This window comes from Exiguobacterium sp. s26, assembly GCF_018618235.1.
In the GTDB taxonomy this organism is placed as follows: domain Bacteria; phylum Bacillota; class Bacilli; order Exiguobacteriales; family Exiguobacteriaceae; genus Exiguobacterium; species Exiguobacterium chiriqhucha.
On record NZ_JACSLS010000013.1, the window covers coordinates 1 to 17,210 of the forward strand.

15 protein-coding genes and 2 tRNA genes are annotated in these 17,210 nt (G+C 51.5%); all 17 read right to left on the bottom strand.

From position 1 onward, the window contains the following. Positions 1-322 precede the first annotated feature (322 nt). Positions 323-1,813 carry a lysine--tRNA ligase gene (gene lysS / locus KNP82_RS13895; RefSeq protein ID WP_214828453.1) on the bottom strand — a complete coding sequence of 497 codons (1,491 nt, stop codon included), beginning with the start codon at positions 1,811-1,813 and terminating at the stop codon, positions 323-325. 145 nt (positions 1,814-1,958) lie between these two features. Then, positions 1,959-2,897: a tRNA dihydrouridine synthase DusB gene (dusB, locus tag KNP82_RS13900; RefSeq protein ID WP_251128768.1), complete on the bottom strand. Its 939-nt coding sequence runs from the start codon at positions 2,895-2,897 to the stop codon at positions 1,959-1,961. 79 nt (positions 2,898-2,976) lie between these two features. After that, a complete protein-coding gene (folK, locus tag KNP82_RS13905; protein ID WP_021068198.1) occupies positions 2,977-3,480 on the bottom strand; it encodes a 2-amino-4-hydroxy-6-hydroxymethyldihydropteridine diphosphokinase in 504 nt (167 codons plus the stop codon). Next, positions 3,477-3,842: a dihydroneopterin aldolase gene (folB, locus tag KNP82_RS13910; protein WP_021068197.1), complete on the bottom strand. Its 366-nt coding sequence runs from the start codon at positions 3,840-3,842 to the stop codon at positions 3,477-3,479. The genes folK and folB overlap by 4 nt, the downstream gene beginning before the upstream one ends. Continuing rightward, the gene (gene folP, locus KNP82_RS13915; protein WP_021068196.1) at positions 3,835-4,620 is read right to left on the bottom strand and encodes a dihydropteroate synthase; all 786 of its coding nucleotides are present in this window, start codon (positions 4,618-4,620) and stop codon (positions 3,835-3,837) included. Before folP ends, folB begins: the two co-directional genes overlap by 8 nt. Beyond that, entirely contained in the window at positions 4,617-5,447 is an 831-nt protein-coding gene (locus KNP82_RS13920; protein WP_029594413.1) for an aminotransferase class IV, read from the bottom strand. The genes folP and KNP82_RS13920 overlap by 4 nt, the downstream gene beginning before the upstream one ends. After that, positions 5,431-6,015 carry an aminodeoxychorismate/anthranilate synthase component II gene (gene pabA / locus KNP82_RS13925; RefSeq protein WP_029594412.1) on the bottom strand — a complete coding sequence of 195 codons (585 nt, stop codon included), beginning with the start codon at positions 6,013-6,015 and terminating at the stop codon, positions 5,431-5,433. Before pabA ends, KNP82_RS13920 begins: the two co-directional genes overlap by 17 nt. Next, positions 6,012-7,391, bottom strand: a complete 1,380-nt coding sequence (locus KNP82_RS13930; RefSeq protein WP_029594411.1) for an anthranilate synthase component I family protein — start codon at positions 7,389-7,391, stop codon at positions 6,012-6,014. The genes pabA and KNP82_RS13930 overlap by 4 nt, the downstream gene beginning before the upstream one ends. Before the next feature lie 94 nt (positions 7,392-7,485). Continuing rightward, positions 7,486-8,439 (bottom strand): cysteine synthase A, encoded by a 954-nt coding sequence (cysK, locus tag KNP82_RS13935; protein ID WP_021068192.1) that lies wholly within the window; start codon positions 8,437-8,439, stop codon positions 7,486-7,488. A gap of 86 nt (positions 8,440-8,525) precedes the next feature. Beyond that, on the bottom strand, positions 8,526-9,452 hold the full coding sequence (hslO, locus tag KNP82_RS13940; RefSeq protein WP_051627654.1) for an Hsp33 family molecular chaperone HslO: 927 nt from the start codon (positions 9,450-9,452) through the stop codon (positions 8,526-8,528). A 20-nt stretch (positions 9,453-9,472) separates the two neighbouring features. Further along, complete coding sequence (locus KNP82_RS13945) at positions 9,473-10,237, bottom strand: type III pantothenate kinase (protein WP_021068190.1); 765 nt, start codon at positions 10,235-10,237, stop codon at positions 9,473-9,475. Positions 10,238-10,331: 94 nt separating this feature from the next. Next, positions 10,332-12,359 carry an ATP-dependent zinc metalloprotease FtsH gene (gene ftsH, locus KNP82_RS13950; protein WP_021068189.1) on the bottom strand — a complete coding sequence of 676 codons (2,028 nt, stop codon included), beginning with the start codon at positions 12,357-12,359 and terminating at the stop codon, positions 10,332-10,334. Positions 12,360-12,464: 105 nt separating this feature from the next. Then, a complete protein-coding gene (gene hpt / locus KNP82_RS13955; protein ID WP_021068188.1) occupies positions 12,465-13,010 on the bottom strand; it encodes a hypoxanthine phosphoribosyltransferase in 546 nt (181 codons plus the stop codon). A 35-nt stretch (positions 13,011-13,045) separates the two neighbouring features. After that, on the bottom strand, positions 13,046-14,275 hold the full coding sequence (gene tilS, locus KNP82_RS13960) for a tRNA lysidine(34) synthetase TilS (protein ID WP_021068187.1): 1,230 nt from the start codon (positions 14,273-14,275) through the stop codon (positions 13,046-13,048). A gap of 68 nt (positions 14,276-14,343) precedes the next feature. After that, positions 14,344-14,415 (bottom strand) — tRNA-Glu (locus KNP82_RS13965). Positions 14,416-14,424: 9 nt separating this feature from the next. Continuing rightward, positions 14,425-14,501 (bottom strand) — tRNA-Met (locus KNP82_RS13970). Between the two features lie 142 nt (positions 14,502-14,643). After that, a complete protein-coding gene (locus tag KNP82_RS13975; RefSeq protein ID WP_214828457.1) occupies positions 14,644-17,046 on the bottom strand; it encodes a YhgE/Pip domain-containing protein in 2,403 nt (800 codons plus the stop codon). Positions 17,047-17,210: the final 164 nt, after the last annotated feature.

Below are 17,210 nucleotides of genomic sequence, written 5' to 3' on the forward strand. Positions count from 1 at the left end.
ATAGCTCTTTAAAAATGACGAAGCTTGCGCTTCATTCAAAAATTGTAAAACTTTTTTTGCCTCATCGTTCAGTTTTCAAAGTTCGTCTGTCGCTCATTGGCGACTCTTAAAATAATACAAGTCATCGACACAGTTGTCAACCACTTTTTTTATTCTTTTCCGCTGCCATCAGCGGCAACGTTTATTACTTTACCGCATCCCTAAATAGAACGCAAGACTTTTTGCAAAAGTTTTTCTAAAAAAGTTTTTAGTCTCTTTACACCGGCAACATTCTCCATAGAAAAACCTCTCGTCTGTAAGAACGAGAGGTTAAAATGATTCTTTACTGTTGGTGTCTCATCGTCGGGAACAATAGAACATCACGAATCGATGGTGCATTCGTCAACAACATGACGAGGCGATCGATTCCGATTCCAAGACCGCCCGTTGGCGGCATTCCGTATTCGAGTGCCTCAAGGAAATCGTTATCCAATTCATGGGCTTCGTCATTCCCTGCTTCTTTCTCAAGAAGTTGAGCTTCGAAACGCTCACGCTGATCAATCGGATCATTCAATTCCGTGAAGGCGTTAGCATGTTCACGACGAACGATGAACAATTCAAATCGATCCGTGAAGCGTGGATCTGTATCGTTCTTTTTCGCCAATGGCGATACTTCGACAGGGTGACCGGTGACAAACGTCGGTTGTAACAATGTTTCTTCGATTTTCTGCTCAAAGAATTCATTGACGATGTGACCGAATGTCATATGGTCTTGAATCTCGACACCGTGCTCTTTTGCAAGCGCACGTGCATCTTCATCAGACATCTGTTGCCAGAAATCGACGCCTGTTTCTTCTTTAACCAAGTCGACCATGTGCGCACGTTTCCAACCGACAGCCAAATGAATCGTATCTTCTCCATATTGAACGTCCGTCGTGCCAAGAACTTCTTGGGCTACGTGAGCTACGAGTTCTTCTGTCAAATCCATGATGTTATTATAGTCCGCATACGCTTCATACAATTCAATCATCGTGAACTCTGGGTTATGACGTGTTGAGATCCCTTCATTACGGAAGACACGGCCAATCTCATACACGCGCTCGAGACCACCGACAATCAAGCGCTTCAAATGAAGCTCGATGGCGATCCGCATATATAATTCCATATCAAGTGCATTATGGTGCGTCAAGAACGGACGGGCCGCCGCTCCACCTGCGATTGTATGCAACATCGGCGTTTCGACTTCCAAGTAACCGCGATGGTTCAAGAAATTCCGAATTTCCGAGATGATCCGGCTACGCAGAATAAACGTTTGACGCGAATCGTTATTCGTAATTAAATCCAAATAACGTTGACGATAGCGTTGCTCAACATCTTTTAAGCCATGATATTTATCAGGAAGCGGACGAAGTGCTTTTGTTAAGAGTTCGAACTCTTCAACATGAATCGACAATTCGCCGACGTTCGTCTTGAACAGCTTCCCTTTCACCCCGACGATGTCACCAAGGTCAGATGATTTGAATAAATCGAACGGTTCGTCACCTACGTCATTTTTACGCACGTAGATTTGGATTTGTCCTGTGACGTCTTGGATGTGGGCAAAGAAGACTTTCCCTTTTCCACGTTTCGTCATGATTCGTCCGGCAAGCGTCACTTCGACGTCTTGTTCGGCCAAGGCTTCTTTTTCAATTGCCTCATATTGTTCATGTAATTCACCGGCGTGGGCAGAACGTTCGAACCGACGTCCGAACGGGTCAAGCCCTTGTTCACGCATCTCGGTCATTTTTTCAAACCGAACCTGCATTTGGTCATTCATTTCCAACTCGTGACTCACTACTCCATTCACTCCTCTATACGTATTGGGGATGTCTAATAAAAAACTGTCAGCCTCACGGCCAACAGCACAGCCTAAACCGTTTGCTTGTGTGGTTCACTTTTTCGCCAAACAAGCTTACCACAAATCAATTTTTTTCACTAGTTCACACTTCTTGCATTTGTCGCTCGAGCTGTTCCACAAAATGATACAACACGATGCCAAAAGCATCTCGCGATTCCGTTTCGTTGATTTGCTTCCGAACCGGGCCGCTGCCTTTCAACCCTTTCAAGTACCACGCCGCATGTTGACGCATCTCGCGAACGGCCGTCACTTCTCCTTTGATGGCAATCAAGCGATCGAGGTGCAACATACAGATGTCGATTTTTTCACGCGCCGCTGGTTCTGGCGGAAGATCACCCGTCTCCAAATACTGCACCGTTTGATACAGCATCCATGGGTTACCAAGCGCTGCCCGCCCGATCATGACGGCCTCGACACCATAGTGATCAATCGCATGTTTTGCTTCTTGAGGTGTCGAGATATCGCCGTTACCGATAATCGGAACCGTCGCAATCTTCTTGGCTTCGCCAATCCAATCCCAGTTTGCGGTTCCTTCATATTGTTGAGACCGCGTACGACCATGAATCGCAATCGCCGCCGCTCCTCCGGATTGAGCCGCCCGAACATTGTCGAGAATATAAATATGGTCTTCGTCCCAACCGAGGCGCATTTTGACCGTGACCGGCTTATCCACCGCATTAGAAACGGCGTTCACCATCTCGTAAACTTTGTCCGGGTCAAGCAACCATTTGGCACCCGCCTCACACTTCGTGACTTTTGGGACCGGGCAACCCATATTGATATCGATGATGTCCGCATTCGTGTTTTGATCTACGTACTGGGCCGCTCTGACGAGTGTGTCTTTCGAACCGCCGAAAATTTGAAGGCTGAGCGGCTTTTCCCGTTCATCGACGTACAGCATCCGGAGCGTTCTTGCGTTCTCCAATAAAATCCCTTTATCGCTGACCATTTCAGCACAGACGAGTCCCGCGCCAAATTCTTTAGCGATCAAACGAAACGCAGGGTTTGTCACTCCGGCCATCGGGGCAAGGACGGCGCGGTTCTTTATATCGATGTTACCAATTTTGAACCCTGACACTTCTCCACTTCCTTTGCTAACGTTAAACCGAGCTGACCAATGATTGTAACGGCCCCAGACGGACGACATCTTGTCGTTCCGACGCAGGAAGGGCTTCTAGCAACGCCCGCACCGTCATTCCCTTTACCTCGACCGCCGGAGCAATCTCCGCGAACGGGGCAAGGACAAAAGCGCGTTCATGCATCCGTGGATGCGGAACAGTTAACTGCTTCGATTGTATATCTTCGCTGTTATAGACCAAGATGTCAAGGTCGATTGTACGCGGTCCATTCTTGAATAGTCGTTCTCTCCCTAGGTCCCGTTCAATCTGTTGGAGTTGAAGCAAGGCCGCTTCCGCAGAAAGCGACGGCTCGACTTCGACGACCATATTATAGAAGGATGGCTGATCTGTGTATCCGACCGGTGCCGTCTCATATACGGATGACTCTTTCGTCACCTGAAGACCGTTTACCGCCATCGCTTGAATCGCTTCTGCCAGATAGTTGGCACGCTCCCCAATGTTCGAGCCCAGCGCTACGTACATCATACGTTCCGTCTCCGTGTCATCTCAATTGCGACTGAGTCATAATGACCCGGGATGGGCGGGTCCGGCTTGATCACTTTGACGGTGACGCTTTGAATCTTGTCGCTGTGGGCCAAGACAGCCGTCGTGATGCGCTCGCCTAGCGCCTCAAGTAGATTGACCGGCTCCCCGGTGACGATGTCTTCCGTCAATTGATAGAGACCGGCGTAGCTGACCCCGTCTGATAAATCATCCGATTGTCCAGCCGGCGCCAAATCCAACTCACACATCAAATCGATGTTAAACCGTTGACCGAGTCGATTCTCTTCTGCAAACACACCGTGATAGCCGTAAAAACGCATCCCATTCACAAACATCTTATCCAATTTGTCCGCCTCCCAGCATCGCGTCCATCATGAGTGACGCTCGTTTATTCTCTCGTACGTCATGGACCCGAATCCACGCACAGCCTTTCATGATGCCTAGACACGTCGTCGCCAGTGTCCCTTCCAGTCGTTCTTCGGTCGGTAAATCAAGCGCTTGCCCGATAAATGATTTCCGCGACGTTCCGAGTAACACCGGATAACCGAGGTTCGTGATCACGTCGAGTCGATTCATCAACTCCATGTTTTGCGCATAGTCTTTCGCAAAGCCGATTCCCGGGTCTAACCAAATCATCTCATCCGGCACACCTGCCGCTTGAGCGATTTCAATCGATTCATACAAGTCACCGACGACCTCCTCAATGAAATGGCCATAATTTCGATTGTCGCGATTGTGCATCAAGATGATGGGAACGTTAAACGCCCGTGCCACTTGTGCCATCGATTGATCGCCCCACTTCGAGCCCCAGACGTCATTGATGATATCGGCCCCGGCTTCTAATGCTGCCTTTGCCACCACCGGTTTGTACGTATCGATCGAGATGAGCACGTCGAGCTCTTGCTTCAGTTGACGAATGACAGGAACGACTCGCTCGATTTCTTCTTCCGCCGAGACGAACCGGGCTCCCGGCCGTGTCGATTCCCCGCCGATATCAATCGCGTCCGCTCCGTCTTGAACGAGTTGCTTGGCGTGAGCGACCGCCTGTTCGAGCGCCGTATACCGTCCTCCGTCCGAAAACGAATCCGGTGTCACATTTAAAATTCCCATGATTTTTGTCATCGCGTTTCTTCCCTCTCAATCGCATGCAACAAGACAGACCAACATGCTTTAAATTTTGCCCCGTCTTTTCCTGGATAACTGTTCCCGGCATAGTCTGTGACCGGAGCAATCTGTTGAACCGAATTGGTCAACCAAATCTCGTCTGCCTGTGTAAGTTCAGCAAACGTCACATCACGTTCCTTCACATCAAACGTATCCATCACCCAACGTCGCGTGACCCCAGCCAGAGGTCCCGTCGCGAGCGGCGTCGTCCAAAGTTGGTCAGCTTCGACCCAGAAGATATTCGAGACAAGCCCTTCTACGACATGTCCTGAGTCATCGGCGAACAGTCCTTCCGCCTCCCGATCAACGAGCATGCGCTTCCCTAATATATTGTTCATATAATGATGGGATTTTAAGCGGAATGCTGCTTCGGGCCGACTTCTCGGAAACGGGATGGCTTCCAGCCGTTTTTCCGTGGGCTGGAACGATTCCGGTAACGGCTTGACGAGCAGTGTCACGTTCGGACGAGTGTAGCGTCCGTCGTAGAGTCCAAGTGGGGCCACCCCCGCGGACACGTTCAAGCGCACATACAGGTTCGGGGTCCCGTTTTGACGAACGACATCTTGAATCGCCTGTTCGATTTCTTGTTTCGTGTAAGGAAGGTCGATCCATAGTTCTGCTAAGCTCTTTTCGAGACGTTCCCAGTGAAGATCAAACAAGAACGGGGTGCCATTAAACGTTCGAAACGTCTCGAATAGGCCCATCCCATATAAAAATCCGTGATCTTCCACCGGAATCGTTACTTCAGAGCTGCCTCGCAGTTCGCCGTTATGCCAAAGCCACATGACGATACACCTCGACGAAATTACGAATCATGTCTTTGCCGTGTTCTGTCAAAATCGCTTCCGGATGAAACTGCACCCCTTCAATCGGTAACGTTTCATGCCGGAGTGCCATAATCTCTCCCAGGCTCGTCTCGGCCGTGACTTTCAAGCACGACGGTAACGCATCTCGTTCAACCGCGAGCGAATGGTAGCGTGTCACGATTGTCTGTTGCGGGATGCCGTTAAACAGCGTGTTTCCGTCATGTTGAATCGCTGACGTCTTGCCATGCATGAGCCGCTCGGCATGGACGACTTTTCCGCCGAACGCTTGAGCAATCGCTTGATGTCCGAGACAGACGCCAAGAATTGGGATGCGACCGGCAAACGCCTGAATCGCATCGATGCTGATACCCGCCTCACTCGGTGTGCACGGACCAGGCGAAATGACGAGATAACTTGGGGCGAGCGCTTCAATTTCCTCGATTGTGATGTCATCGTTACGACGGACGACGAGTTGTTCACCGAGCTCCCCAAAGTATTGAACTAAATTGTATGTGAACGAGTCATAGTTATCGATGAGTAAAATCATACCGTCGTCTCCGTCCTTTCTTTCGCCGTCCATAGCGCTTTCGCCTTGGAAAGTGATTCGGCGTACTCCGCTTCAGGATCCGAATCAATCACAATCCCGGCACCAGCCTGAACATGGGCGATTCCGTCCTTGACGACCATCGTCCGAATCGTGATGTTGAACACGAGGTCATCATCCCAACTAAGCCAGCCGTATGAGCCGGTATAAATCCCGCGTCGGACCGGTTCGAGTTCTTCGATGATTTCCATCGTCCGGATTTTCGGTGCCCCGGTGATGGTGCCGCCCGGGAACATCGCGCCGAGTGCTTCGGCTCCCGATATGCCGTCCCGCATCAAACCGCGCACGTTCGAGACGATATGTTGGACGTGCGAGTACTTCTCGATGACCATCAGCTCATCGACATGCACTGTCCCGTAAGCCGCGACTTTGCCCAAGTCGTTTCGTTCAAGGTCGACGAGCATGACGTGTTCGGCCCGCTCTTTCTCATTATCGAGCAGCGTCCGAGCCAGTTCCAGATCTTCCGCCTCATCTCGTCCTCGTGGTCTCGTCCCAGCAATCGGGCGGGTCGAGATGGCGGCGCCATGTTTCTCGAGCAACAGTTCCGGCGAAGCCGACACCATCGTGAGCGAATCGTCAACGAAATAACCCATATACGGTGAAGGGTTCACTTTCCGGAGCGTGTCGTAGATGTGACGCGGGTGTGCGAGTAGCGGTTCCGACTGCCGGACGCTCAAGTTCACTTGGAACACATCGCCCTCGACGATGTAGTCTTGAATCTTTTGCACCGCCGTCACGAAATTCTCTTGTGACAATGAACGTGAACGTTCGAGCGTTCCGCTCGCGACCTGTGGGAACGAATAGTGCGTCTCGGTGTGCCAGAGGGCGACAAAGCGATCGAGTTTCACTTCTAACTGATTGTCCGTCGTAACGAGCATATATAAAAGTGATTCTTCTTCATCGAAGACCGCTACTTCATCGAACAGCAAGAACGAGACGTCCGGTGTCGCCAAATCGTCTGCCGCTTGCCGCGGTAAACGTTCGAGCGTTCGGGCTACGTCATAGCTTACATAGCCGATCATCCCGCCAAAAAACGGGGGAGCGCCAGCTGGCCGCTCGGTGGCGTACCGGGTCCGGATTGTTTCGACGATGTCGAGCGGGTCACCGTAAAGTGTTTCCGTCGCCTCTGATGTCTCGAACGTTCCGACCCCATCTTTCACGTGAAGCGTAGCGAACGGTTCAATCCCGGCCATTGTATAGCGGCCTACGCGTCCGCTCTCTAACCACGCATAATGCTTCTTCCCTTCCGTCAATGTCATATATGTGTCGTACATCTTCTCTTTTGTCATACTCATGGTTTTGAACGCTGTTTGTCTCACGCCACATTCCCCCGTTCCACTGATTCATGCCTTTAATTGTACACAAGAAAAGGCAGTTACCGAAAGAAGTTGTCTCCCGGTAACTGCCGTTTGTTTACGAGCGTACGCTATCTGATTCTTCATCGAATTGATAGAGCGGTGTGCTGAGGTAGCGTTCTCCGTTTGACGGGATGATTGCCAGCACGTTTTTCCCTTTGCCGAGACGTTTCGCCGTATCGACAGCCGCTGCGATCGCCGCCCCAGATGAGATGCCTCCGAGCACGCCGTTCGTTTTGGCCGCAAGACGTGCGTATTCGAACGCCTGATCGGTCGTGATTTGAAGGACACCTTCATAAATCTCCGTATCTAGAATCGACGGGATGAACCCGGCCCCGATCCCTTGGATTTTATGCGGGCCTGGTTTACCACCCGACAAGACCGGTGAATCGACCGGTTCGACCGCTAGGATTTGAACGTTCGGATAGTGGGCTTTCAACACTTTACCCGCTCCCGTGATTGTTCCACCTGTCCCGACGCCGGCGATGAACGCATCGACTTGAAGGCCTGACGCATCGAACGCGTCGACGATTTCAGGTCCTGTCGTCATCTCGTGCACGTTCGGGTTAGCTTCATTGTTAAACTGCTGCGGGAGGAAATAACCGTTTTGTTCAGCCTCTTCCGTCGCACGGCGAATCGCTCCGCCCATCCCTTCAGGACCCGGCGTCAAAATGAGTTCGGCACCGTAGCCACGAAGCAAATTGCGACGTTCCATGCTCATCGTTTCCGGCATGACCAAAATCGCTTTATAGCCTTTGGCCGCACTGACCATGGCGAGACCGATTCCCGTGTTCCCACTGGTCGGTTCGATAATCGTATCTCCTGGTTTCAAGACCCCTTCTCGTTCCGCCGCTTCAATCATAGCGAGCGCAATCCGGTCTTTTACGCTAGAGCCCGGGTTCATATACTCCAATTTCAAGTAAACCGTGGCATCTTCAGCGCCAGTCAATCCATTCAACTTCACAATCGGTGTCTTTCCAATCAAGTCTGTTACTGAATCTACGATACGCATTTCATTTCCTCCTCCATAATTCCGACTATTCCGATATTGTAATCATACCCTATCAGATTCAAAATATGCAATTTGGAGTAAAGCGGTCAACGTGCTTGTTGTTTCATCGTTTCTAATTGTTCCGCCGAGAAGTGGTATTTCTCGCCGCAGAAGTGACAAACCGCTTCAGCGCCGCCATCCTCTTCAATCATGTGACGAATCTCTTCGGCACCGAGCCCGATAATCGCGCTTTCCATACGGTCGCGGCCACATGTGCAATTAAATTGGACCGGTTTTTGATCCAACACTTCGAGGCTGTCGCCAAGGAGCATATGGAGCATCTCTTCCGGTGTCTTCTCTTCACCGATGAGGACCGACACTGGCGGGAACGTCTTGAGCGCCTGTTCAAGCGCTTGAATCGTCTCTTCTGACGCATCCGGCATCAATTGAACGATAATGCCACCGGCCGCAAGAATCGATTCATCTTCTGGAAGGACGAGCACACCCGCACCTACGACTGACGGTACTTGTTCTGACGTCGCAAAGTAGTACGTGAAGTCTTCGCTAATCTCACCCGTTTGAATCTCAGACGAGCCGCCGACAAAGTCTTTCAAACCGAGGTCTTTAATGACCGAGATCGTCCCGCGTCCGACGGCTTCACCGACTTTCAACTTCGTCAAACCGTGATCGTTCACAAACGTGCCGCCTTCGACACGAGGATGTGACACGTAACCGCGCACGTCTCCCGCCGTATCGGCATCGACGATGATTTTCCCAATCGGTCCATCGCCTTCGACTTTGAGCGTCACGCGAGCGGCGCCTTTTTGCATCGCACCGATCATCGTCCCGATCGTCATCGTGCGACCGAGCGCTGCTGAAGCGACCGGTGTCGTCTGGTGACGGAGTTGCGTTTCAAAGATCGTTTTCGTCGTCCGGACGGCAAACGCACGGACTTCCCCGTTGAACCCAAGGGCACGGACGAGGTAATCGGCTTTCATTTGGTCAAGTAATGCTTGTTGTTCTGGTTGAATCATATCGAGTAACTCCTTTAAGTTTATTTCTGGTTGCGCTCATAGATGAGACGAAGCCCATCGAGCGTCAAAAATGAATCGACGACATCAATCGTCTCTGCATGCTCGCTAATCAAACGCGCGAGGCCGCCCGTGGCGATCACGGTCGCTTCTCCGACTTCACGCTTCATACGACCGACAATCCCGTCGACTTGTGCGACATAGCCGTAATACGTCCCGGACTGCATCGCTTGAATTGTATTTTTCCCAACGACCGTAGGCGGTGTCGCGAGCTCGATGCGCGGCAGCTTGGCCGCCCGTTGATAGAGCGCCTCGACCGAAATCATGATCCCCGGTGAAATGATGCCTCCGTGATAACGGCGGTTCTCATCAATATAGCAGTACGTCGTCGCCGTTCCGAAATCGACGATGATGAGCGGTCCATCATACTTGGCGATTCCAGCGACCGCGTTGACGATGCGGTCCGCTCCGACTTCACGCGGATTATCAACATGAATGTCGAGACCGGTTTTCACGCCGGGACCGACGACAATCGGTCGGACGTTAAAGTAACGCTGCGACATCTGCTCGAGCGGAAAGATGACCGGTGGAACGACCGAAGACAGAATCACACCGTCAATCTGATCGAATGAGACGTTCGAATGATCGAACAGTGATTTCACGAGCATGCCGTATTCATCGGTCGTTTTCGTGCGGTCTGTCGAGATGCGCCAATGATGGACGAGTGTCTCGCCGTCATACATCCCAAGGACAATATTTGTATTCCCAACATCAATCACTAAAATCATGATAGCGTTCCTCACTTTGTTGTCAATTACAGTTCGCTCGAATTATAACACGAAAAAAGACGAATGCCTTGTTTAGGGCATTCGTCTCTTACACTTACCGTGATTCGTTGTTCGGGCGTTCCGTCGGTGTCGCTTCCGGCTTATCGCCTTCAGGGACAACATCCGGCTTCGCTTCTTGAACGACTCCAGGCTGATCGATGACTTGTCCGTGCTTGACGGCCGCCTCATCTTTCTTCGCTTCGTCGCTTGCATCATCTTTCGATGGTTCAGACGGCTCTTCCGGTTCATGCGGAAGATATTCGCGCGTCTTAATCAAGTGACGAATCTGTTTCGAATCGAGCGTCTCGACTTCGAGCAACGTCTTCGCGACGAGTTCGAGATCGTCTCTACGATCCGTCAAGATTTGTTTCGCTTTCGCGTAACAACGGTTGATGATATCACGAATCTCGAGGTCGATGTCTTGTGCAATCGCATCCGAGTAGTTCTGTTCCGTTTGGAAGTCACGGCCAAGGAAGACTTGTCCACCATGGTTTGACCCAAGTTGGAGCGGCCCGAGCTTGTCGCTCATCCCGTAATCCATGACCATCTTCCGGGCGATACCAGTCGCACGTTGGAAATCATTGCTTGCTCCTGTTGACACTTCACCGAAGATGACGTCTTCCGCCACGCGGCCCCCGAGGAGACCGACGATTTTATCTTCAAGCTCAGGTTTCGTCATGAAGTAGCGATCTTCTTTTGGAAGCATGACGACATAGCCGCCTGCGTTACCGCGAGGAACGATCGTCACTTTATGCACTTCATCTGCATTCTCAAGTTCAATCCCGATAATCGTATGACCCGCTTCATGATAGGCGACGATTTGTCGTTCTTTCTCCGAGATGACACGGCTCTTCTTAGAAGGACCGGCGATGACGCGGTCAATCGCTTCCTCGACATCCACGACTGATACCGCTGAACGGTCAGACCGGGCTGCGACGAGCGCCGCTTCGTTCAATAAGTTTTCAAGGTCAGCACCTGAGAATCCAGGTGTCCGCTGCGCAATCGACTTCAAGTCGACTGTCGAATCAAGTGGCTTGTTGCGGGCGTGAACTTTGAGGACTGCTTCACGGCCTTTAACATCCGGACGATCAACCGTGATTTGACGGTCAAATCGACCTGGGCGAAGAAGGGCCGGGTCAAGAATATCCGGACGGTTCGTCGCGGCAATCATGATGATCCCTTCGTTGTCACTGAATCCATCCATCTCGACAAGAAGTTGGTTAAGCGTTTGTTCACGCTCGTCATGTCCACCACCGAGGCCAGCGCCACGTTGACGTCCGACCGCATCGATTTCATCGATAAAGATGATACACGGTGCGTTCTTTTTCGCATTCTCGAACAAGTCACGTACACGTGACGCCCCGACACCGACGAACATTTCGACGAAGTCAGAACCTGAGATTGAGAAGAACGGTACACCGGCTTCTCCTGCAGCTGCACGAGCGAGCAATGTTTTACCTGTTCCCGGAGGACCGACAAGCAAGACACCTTTCGGAATCCGTGCCCCGAGTTTCGAGAACTTACGTGGGTCTTTCAAGAATTCAACGACTTCGATGAGCTCTTGCTTCTCTTCATCCGCTCCGGCAACGTCTTCAAACGTCACACGGCGCTTCTCTTGATCGTATAATTTCGCCTTCGATTTCCCGAAGTTCATCACACGACCACCACCACCGCCACCTTGGGCTTGGTTGAGCAAGAAGAAGAATAAGATGAAGATGATGATGAACGGTAAGATCGCGAATACGATGCTGAACCAGCTACCACTCGACTCTGCTTCTTCGATTTGGATGTCGGTATCCGCGCGAAGTGACGAGAGCACTTCGGCGTATTCGGCCTCGTTGGCCGGGATATTCGTTTCAAAACGCTGATCTTCGTCTCCTGTTAGATCTCCTGTAATTGAGATGGCTCCCGGAATTTCTTGTACGGTTGCCGTTTCAATCCGACCTTCTTCCACATATTCCAAGAACTTCGAATACGTAAGCGTCTCGCTCTGGCTATTCGGGTTTTGTAAATATTGAAGGAACAAGATCAAGGCTAGGAAAATCACACCGAAAACTAAGGTGTTTTTCACTGCACGATTCATTCTCTGCCTCCTATTCCGAGAAACGATGTTCTCGCCCATTCAGTATATGTGTATACTTTGGGTATTTCTTTTATCTTAACACGACGCATTTTCAAAAGAAAAACGTTAGCCCCCGTAAATGCTCGGCTTGAGCACACCGACGTACGGAAGGTTACGATATTTCTCTTCGTAATCGAGACCATAGCCGACAACAAACTCGTGCGGAATAACGAAACCGCTATAATCTGCCGACAATCCGTTCTTGCGGCCCGTCGGTTTATCAAGAAGCGTCACGATTTTAACCGATTTGGCTTTGCGGTACTTGAGCAAGTCGACGAGATAGCCGAGCGTAAGTCCACTATCAATGATATCTTCTACAATCAAGATGTCGCGTCCTTCTACAGATGTATTTAAATCTTTCTCAATTTTTACTTCACCCGTCGATGACGTTCCGCCATGGTACGTCGACACGTCCATGAAATCCATTTCTAAATGGATGTCCATTTCTTTGACGAGGTCTGACATGAATGGCATCGCACCTTTTAACACGCAGACGAGGAGTGGAAACTCTTCTTTATATTCTTCGCTAAGTGTTGTAGCGAGTTCTTTCACTTTACCTTGAATCTCTTCGCTTGAAATCAGTACTTTCTCCATATCGTTCATTAATGACATCTTAAAATCCTCCTCTTTCTTATCCGACACAATCATCATTTTACCATTAATCGTGGGCACATCGCACCCGACTTATCCGGAAAATCGGAAACTCTTACCCCTACTATAGCGATAATCCGTCCCGTTGCGTCAACTATCAATGGGACGAATGGCCGTTTTTCTCGCGGAATCTTCGCGTCAATGAAGATGCGGGCGACTTTTTTCGTCCCGATGGACAGTTTCATCGCGTCCCCAGCCTCGACAGAGCGGATGATCAACGGCAACTCGATCGCCTCGAGCGGGATGCCGTCCGTATCATCCTCAACGTCTAGTGAGAATAATGAAGTCCCGAACACTACATGCGCTGGGAAGGTCGTTACCACTTGTTTGTGTGGGGCTAGGAGCGATTGACCAGTTGCCTGTAACGATAAGAGCCCGTCTTGTTTCCGCAGGCCCCATGACCCCTCTAAGTCGAAGTGGCCAGAACCTTGGGCACTCGTTAACAGACGGTCGATCGCGGTCCCCACCTCTACCCCGTAGCGCATTGATAGCAGGCGCCCGACGGTGTATCGTTCGACAGGATTTAGACACATCAAGTTATCCGATTTCACGTGAAACGCTTTCATCTCGAGTCGCACGTTGTCCTGGATCCAATTCTCCATCTGTCGGTAGCGGGTCCGCCACAATTCGCGTTGATGCCGAGCTGTTTCGCTCACAACTTGAACAAGATTCGGTTGCGACGCGAGGAGCTGGGGCACGATCTGATGCCGCACTTGATTGCGCAAATATTCGGTCGTGGCGTTGCTCGCATCTTCTCTCCATTCAAGTCCGTATCGTTTGGCATAGGCAATCAGTTCCCGCTTCGGTTCCGATAAGAGCGGACGAACGAGTTCTCCTCCTGCGAACGGACGACGCTCAGGAATCCCCGTCACTTCGACGACGTTACGCTGCAGTTGAATGAGGACGGTCTCGAGTTGGTCATCCGCGTGATGGGCCGTCATCAGTTGTGTATAGTCGAACTTCTGCATAACCTGTTCAAAGAACGCATATCGTGCCGTCCGGTAACTCGCCTGCGAACCGCCGTTCGGGAAAGCGAGCCGTTTGCCATGAAATGGCACGTCGTACTTGTCGGCCAAACGTCGCACAAATTCATACTCTTCATCCGACTCGGGACGCAGTCCATGATGGACATGGGCCACGCCCACTTCCATACCGTTCCGAATGACCCGATCCAACAAGACGACCGAATCGATTCCACCGGACACGGCAACCAATACTCTCGTCATCCGTCCGCCTCCTTGATATAACAAAAGAAGCCATCTCGAGTGAGATGGCTTCTTTTCGCTTAGGTAAGTGACCCGTACGGGATTCGAACCCGTGTTACCGCCGTGAAAGGGCGGTGTCTTAACCGCTTGACCAACGGGCCTAAATAAAATGGTAGCGGCGGAGGGAGTCGAACCCACGACCTCACGGGTATGAACCGTACGCTCTAGCCAGCTGAGCTACACCGCCATGTTATTGTTGTGTCCTAAGCACATTTTCTATAATAACCAGTACCCACGCCAGTGTCAATTCTTTTTTAAAAGTTTTTTCACAAAAAAATCGTGTATAGTGTCGTCTTATCCACTATACACGATTTTCAGTTCGTTGTGCATCACGCTTCTGACGTCGTCAGCCGATATTTTTTCTTCCAAGCGATGCGGAAATATCCCCATAGCAGGAAGAAGCAAGCGGTTGAGACGAATGCCAAATAGATGATTGCTTGTTGCAGGTAGCTCCAGCCGTCCGCTGACAAGATTTCTTTATAGCCCGATACGGTGTATGTCATCGGCAACCAAGCGTTAAACGGTTGGAGGGCGCTCGGAATCAGTTCGAGCGGGAACGTTCCAGCCGACGTCGTCAATTGAAGAATCAATAAGACGATGGCGACGAAACGGCCCGGATTTCCGAGCGTCGTGACGAGTAGCTGCACGATTAAGAGGAACGTGATGCTGACGAGCCAACTGAATCCGAAGAACTGGAGCGGCGCCTCGACTTCAAGTCCGAGCAACATGACCATCGCCACATCCAAGACGAGCGCTTGAATAAATCCGATGACGAGCAACACACCTGATTTTGAGACGAGCCATGACAGGCTGCGTTTCGGTTTTCCAGCCGGATCGTACAGCGGATAGACAATCGAGAGCAAGAGCGCCCCGACGAATAGTCCGAGTGACATGAAGTACGGTGCAAAACCTGTTCCGTAGTTCGGGACTTTGTGAATCGATTCGTTGACGACCGTGACCGGTCCGGCCATCATGTCGACGTTATCGTCTCGGATGTCGATCGCGGCCGCTTCGGCCCCATCGGCGAGCCCGTCCCGTAACTTGCTGTTACCAGCCGCAAGTTCGGACACTCCGTCTGCGAGCTGGTCGCTACCTGACTGGAGGTCTTTACCGCCCTCTGCCAAACGTACAGCCCCGTTCGCGAGTGTATTCGTGCCCGCGCCGGCTCTCTTCGCCCCGTCCGCGAGTTTCGAACTCCCCTCTGACAAGGCCCCCGTCGCCTCGGTCAACTGCGTACTGCCGGACGCGAGTTCGGCGGTCCCGTCTTTCAACGCTCCGACGCCGGCGTTTAAGCGATTGCTTGCCGAAGCCAACTCTTTCGAACTCACGGCTGCCGTTTGCGCCCCTTGTTCCACTTGTGTCGACCCATCCGCCAACGCCTGTGCCCCGCTTGCGAGCTCGGCTTGTCCGTCACGTAACGTCACCAGTCCCGAAGCGAGTTCATTGGCACCAGCCTCTGCTTGCGTCAATCCGTCACCGAGCGCGGCCTGTCCTTCTTTCACACGCGTCGCTCCCGTGGATAGTGCATCGAATCCAGCGGCCGTCGCTGTTTGACCTTCCGCCAATTGGGCCACAATCGCCTGTAGCATCTCTGGTGAAGCAGGTTGCCCTGCCTCGACGAGTGCTGACAGCTGGGTCATCAACTGATCTTGACTGGCCAACATTTCTGTCTTCATCTGACCGATTCCGGCCACGAGTTCCGTCTCTCCTGCCATCAAGGCGGCATTTCCTTCTTTCGCCGCCGTCATCGCGGCCGCCAATTCATTTGAACCGGCACTCAATTGCTCACTGCCGTCCTTCGAACGCTGAATCCCGGCCGCGAGTTGTTGAACGCCTTGATTGAGAGAAGCCGTCCCGCTGTGCAATTCCTCCAACTTCGAGGCGAACGTGTCTGTCCCTTCGACAAGTTGGCTCGTTCCGTCTTGAAGGGCAGACGCCCCTTCATTCACTTGACGTGCTCCGTCTGATAAGGCGGCGCTACCTGCATAAACTTGCTGGCTTCCCTTCGCCAACTCCGTCGTCCCTGTCTCGAGTTGGGCCAAACCTTCATTCAACCGACTCGCCCCGTCAGCCAATTCTTGTTGTTTTGAAGCGAGCAATGCGGTCCCGTCGGCCAATTGGGTCGCCCCCTGTTCGGCCGTCTGCGATCCATCTGCTAGTTTTCCCGCCCCAGCCGCCGCTTCATCGAGTCCAGCAGCGGCATCTTGAATCCCGTCACGCATCGCACTGACGTACTGTTTCGCGACTTCGGTCGACAGTTCACCTTTCACTTGCTCCATCGCGGAACCGCCGATTTGAGCCGCTAAAAAGTTATACGATTCATTGGCGATATATTTGAGTTCAAGCTTCTCAGGTTTTTCGCTGAGCGCCGTCGTCGCTTTTTCTGAGAAGTTTGCCGGAATCTCAATCGCCATGTAATAGTCATGATCGTTCAACCCTGACTCGGCTTCTTGTTTCGTCGTCTCGATAAATTCGAACGCCTCAGACGTCTTTAACTTCTCAACGAGTTCGTCCCCGACGGCAAGTTGCTCCCCGTCGAACGTCGCTCCCTGGTCTTCGTTCACGATCGCCACCGGCAAGTCTTTCATCTGTCCATACGGATCCCAAAACGCCCATAAGAACATCCCGGCATACATGAGCGGTACGAGTGCGACCGCGAGAATCGGGACCCAGACCCGAGGATTCTTCCCGATGCTTCTCCATTCCGCCAACCACAGTTTCCATCCATTCATCTTCATTCTCACCTTTCACTTATAAAACATAACTATTTTTTCATGTTCCCTATTGTGCTCGCTTCCCCGAAAAAATGCAACCCTTTTTAGTTATTTTTCATAACAAAAAAAGAATCAAAAAAAACCACAGACTATAAAAGTCTGTGGTTCGTCGTCTTCTTGAG

Coding starts and splice junctions, on each gene's coding strand:
- dusB (WP_251128768.1), bottom strand. CDS start 2,897: ATGGCCGGAGTGACAAACCCTGCGTTTCGTTTGATCGCTAAAGAATTT.
- folK (WP_021068198.1), bottom strand. CDS start 3,480: ATGATGTACGTAGCGCTGGGCTCGAACATTGGGGAGCGTGCCAACTAT.
- folP (WP_021068196.1), bottom strand. CDS start 4,620: ATGACAAAAATCATGGGAATTTTAAATGTGACACCGGATTCGTTTTCG.
- KNP82_RS13920 (WP_029594413.1), bottom strand. CDS start 5,447: ATGTGGCTTTGGCATAACGGCGAACTGCGAGGCAGCTCTGAAGTAACG.
- pabA (WP_029594412.1), bottom strand. CDS start 6,015: ATGATTTTACTCATCGATAACTATGACTCGTTCACATACAATTTAGTT.
- cysK (WP_021068192.1), bottom strand. CDS start 8,439: ATGCGTATCGTAGATTCAGTAACAGACTTGATTGGAAAGACACCGATT.
- hslO (WP_051627654.1), bottom strand. CDS start 9,452: ATGATTCAACCAGAACAACAAGCATTACTTGACCAAATGAAAGCCGAT.
- KNP82_RS13945 (WP_021068190.1), bottom strand. CDS start 10,237: ATGATTTTAGTGATTGATGTTGGGAATACAAATATTGTCCTTGGGATG.
- ftsH (WP_021068189.1), bottom strand. CDS start 12,359: ATGAATCGTGCAGTGAAAAACACCTTAGTTTTCGGTGTGATTTTCCTA.
- hpt (WP_021068188.1), bottom strand. CDS start 13,010: ATGTCATTAATGAACGATATGGAGAAAGTACTGATTTCAAGCGAAGAG.
- tilS (WP_021068187.1), bottom strand. CDS start 14,275: ATGACGAGAGTATTGGTTGCCGTGTCCGGTGGAATCGATTCGGTCGTC.
- KNP82_RS13975 (WP_214828457.1), bottom strand. CDS start 17,046: ATGAATGGATGGAAACTGTGGTTGGCGGAATGGAGAAGCATCGGGAAG.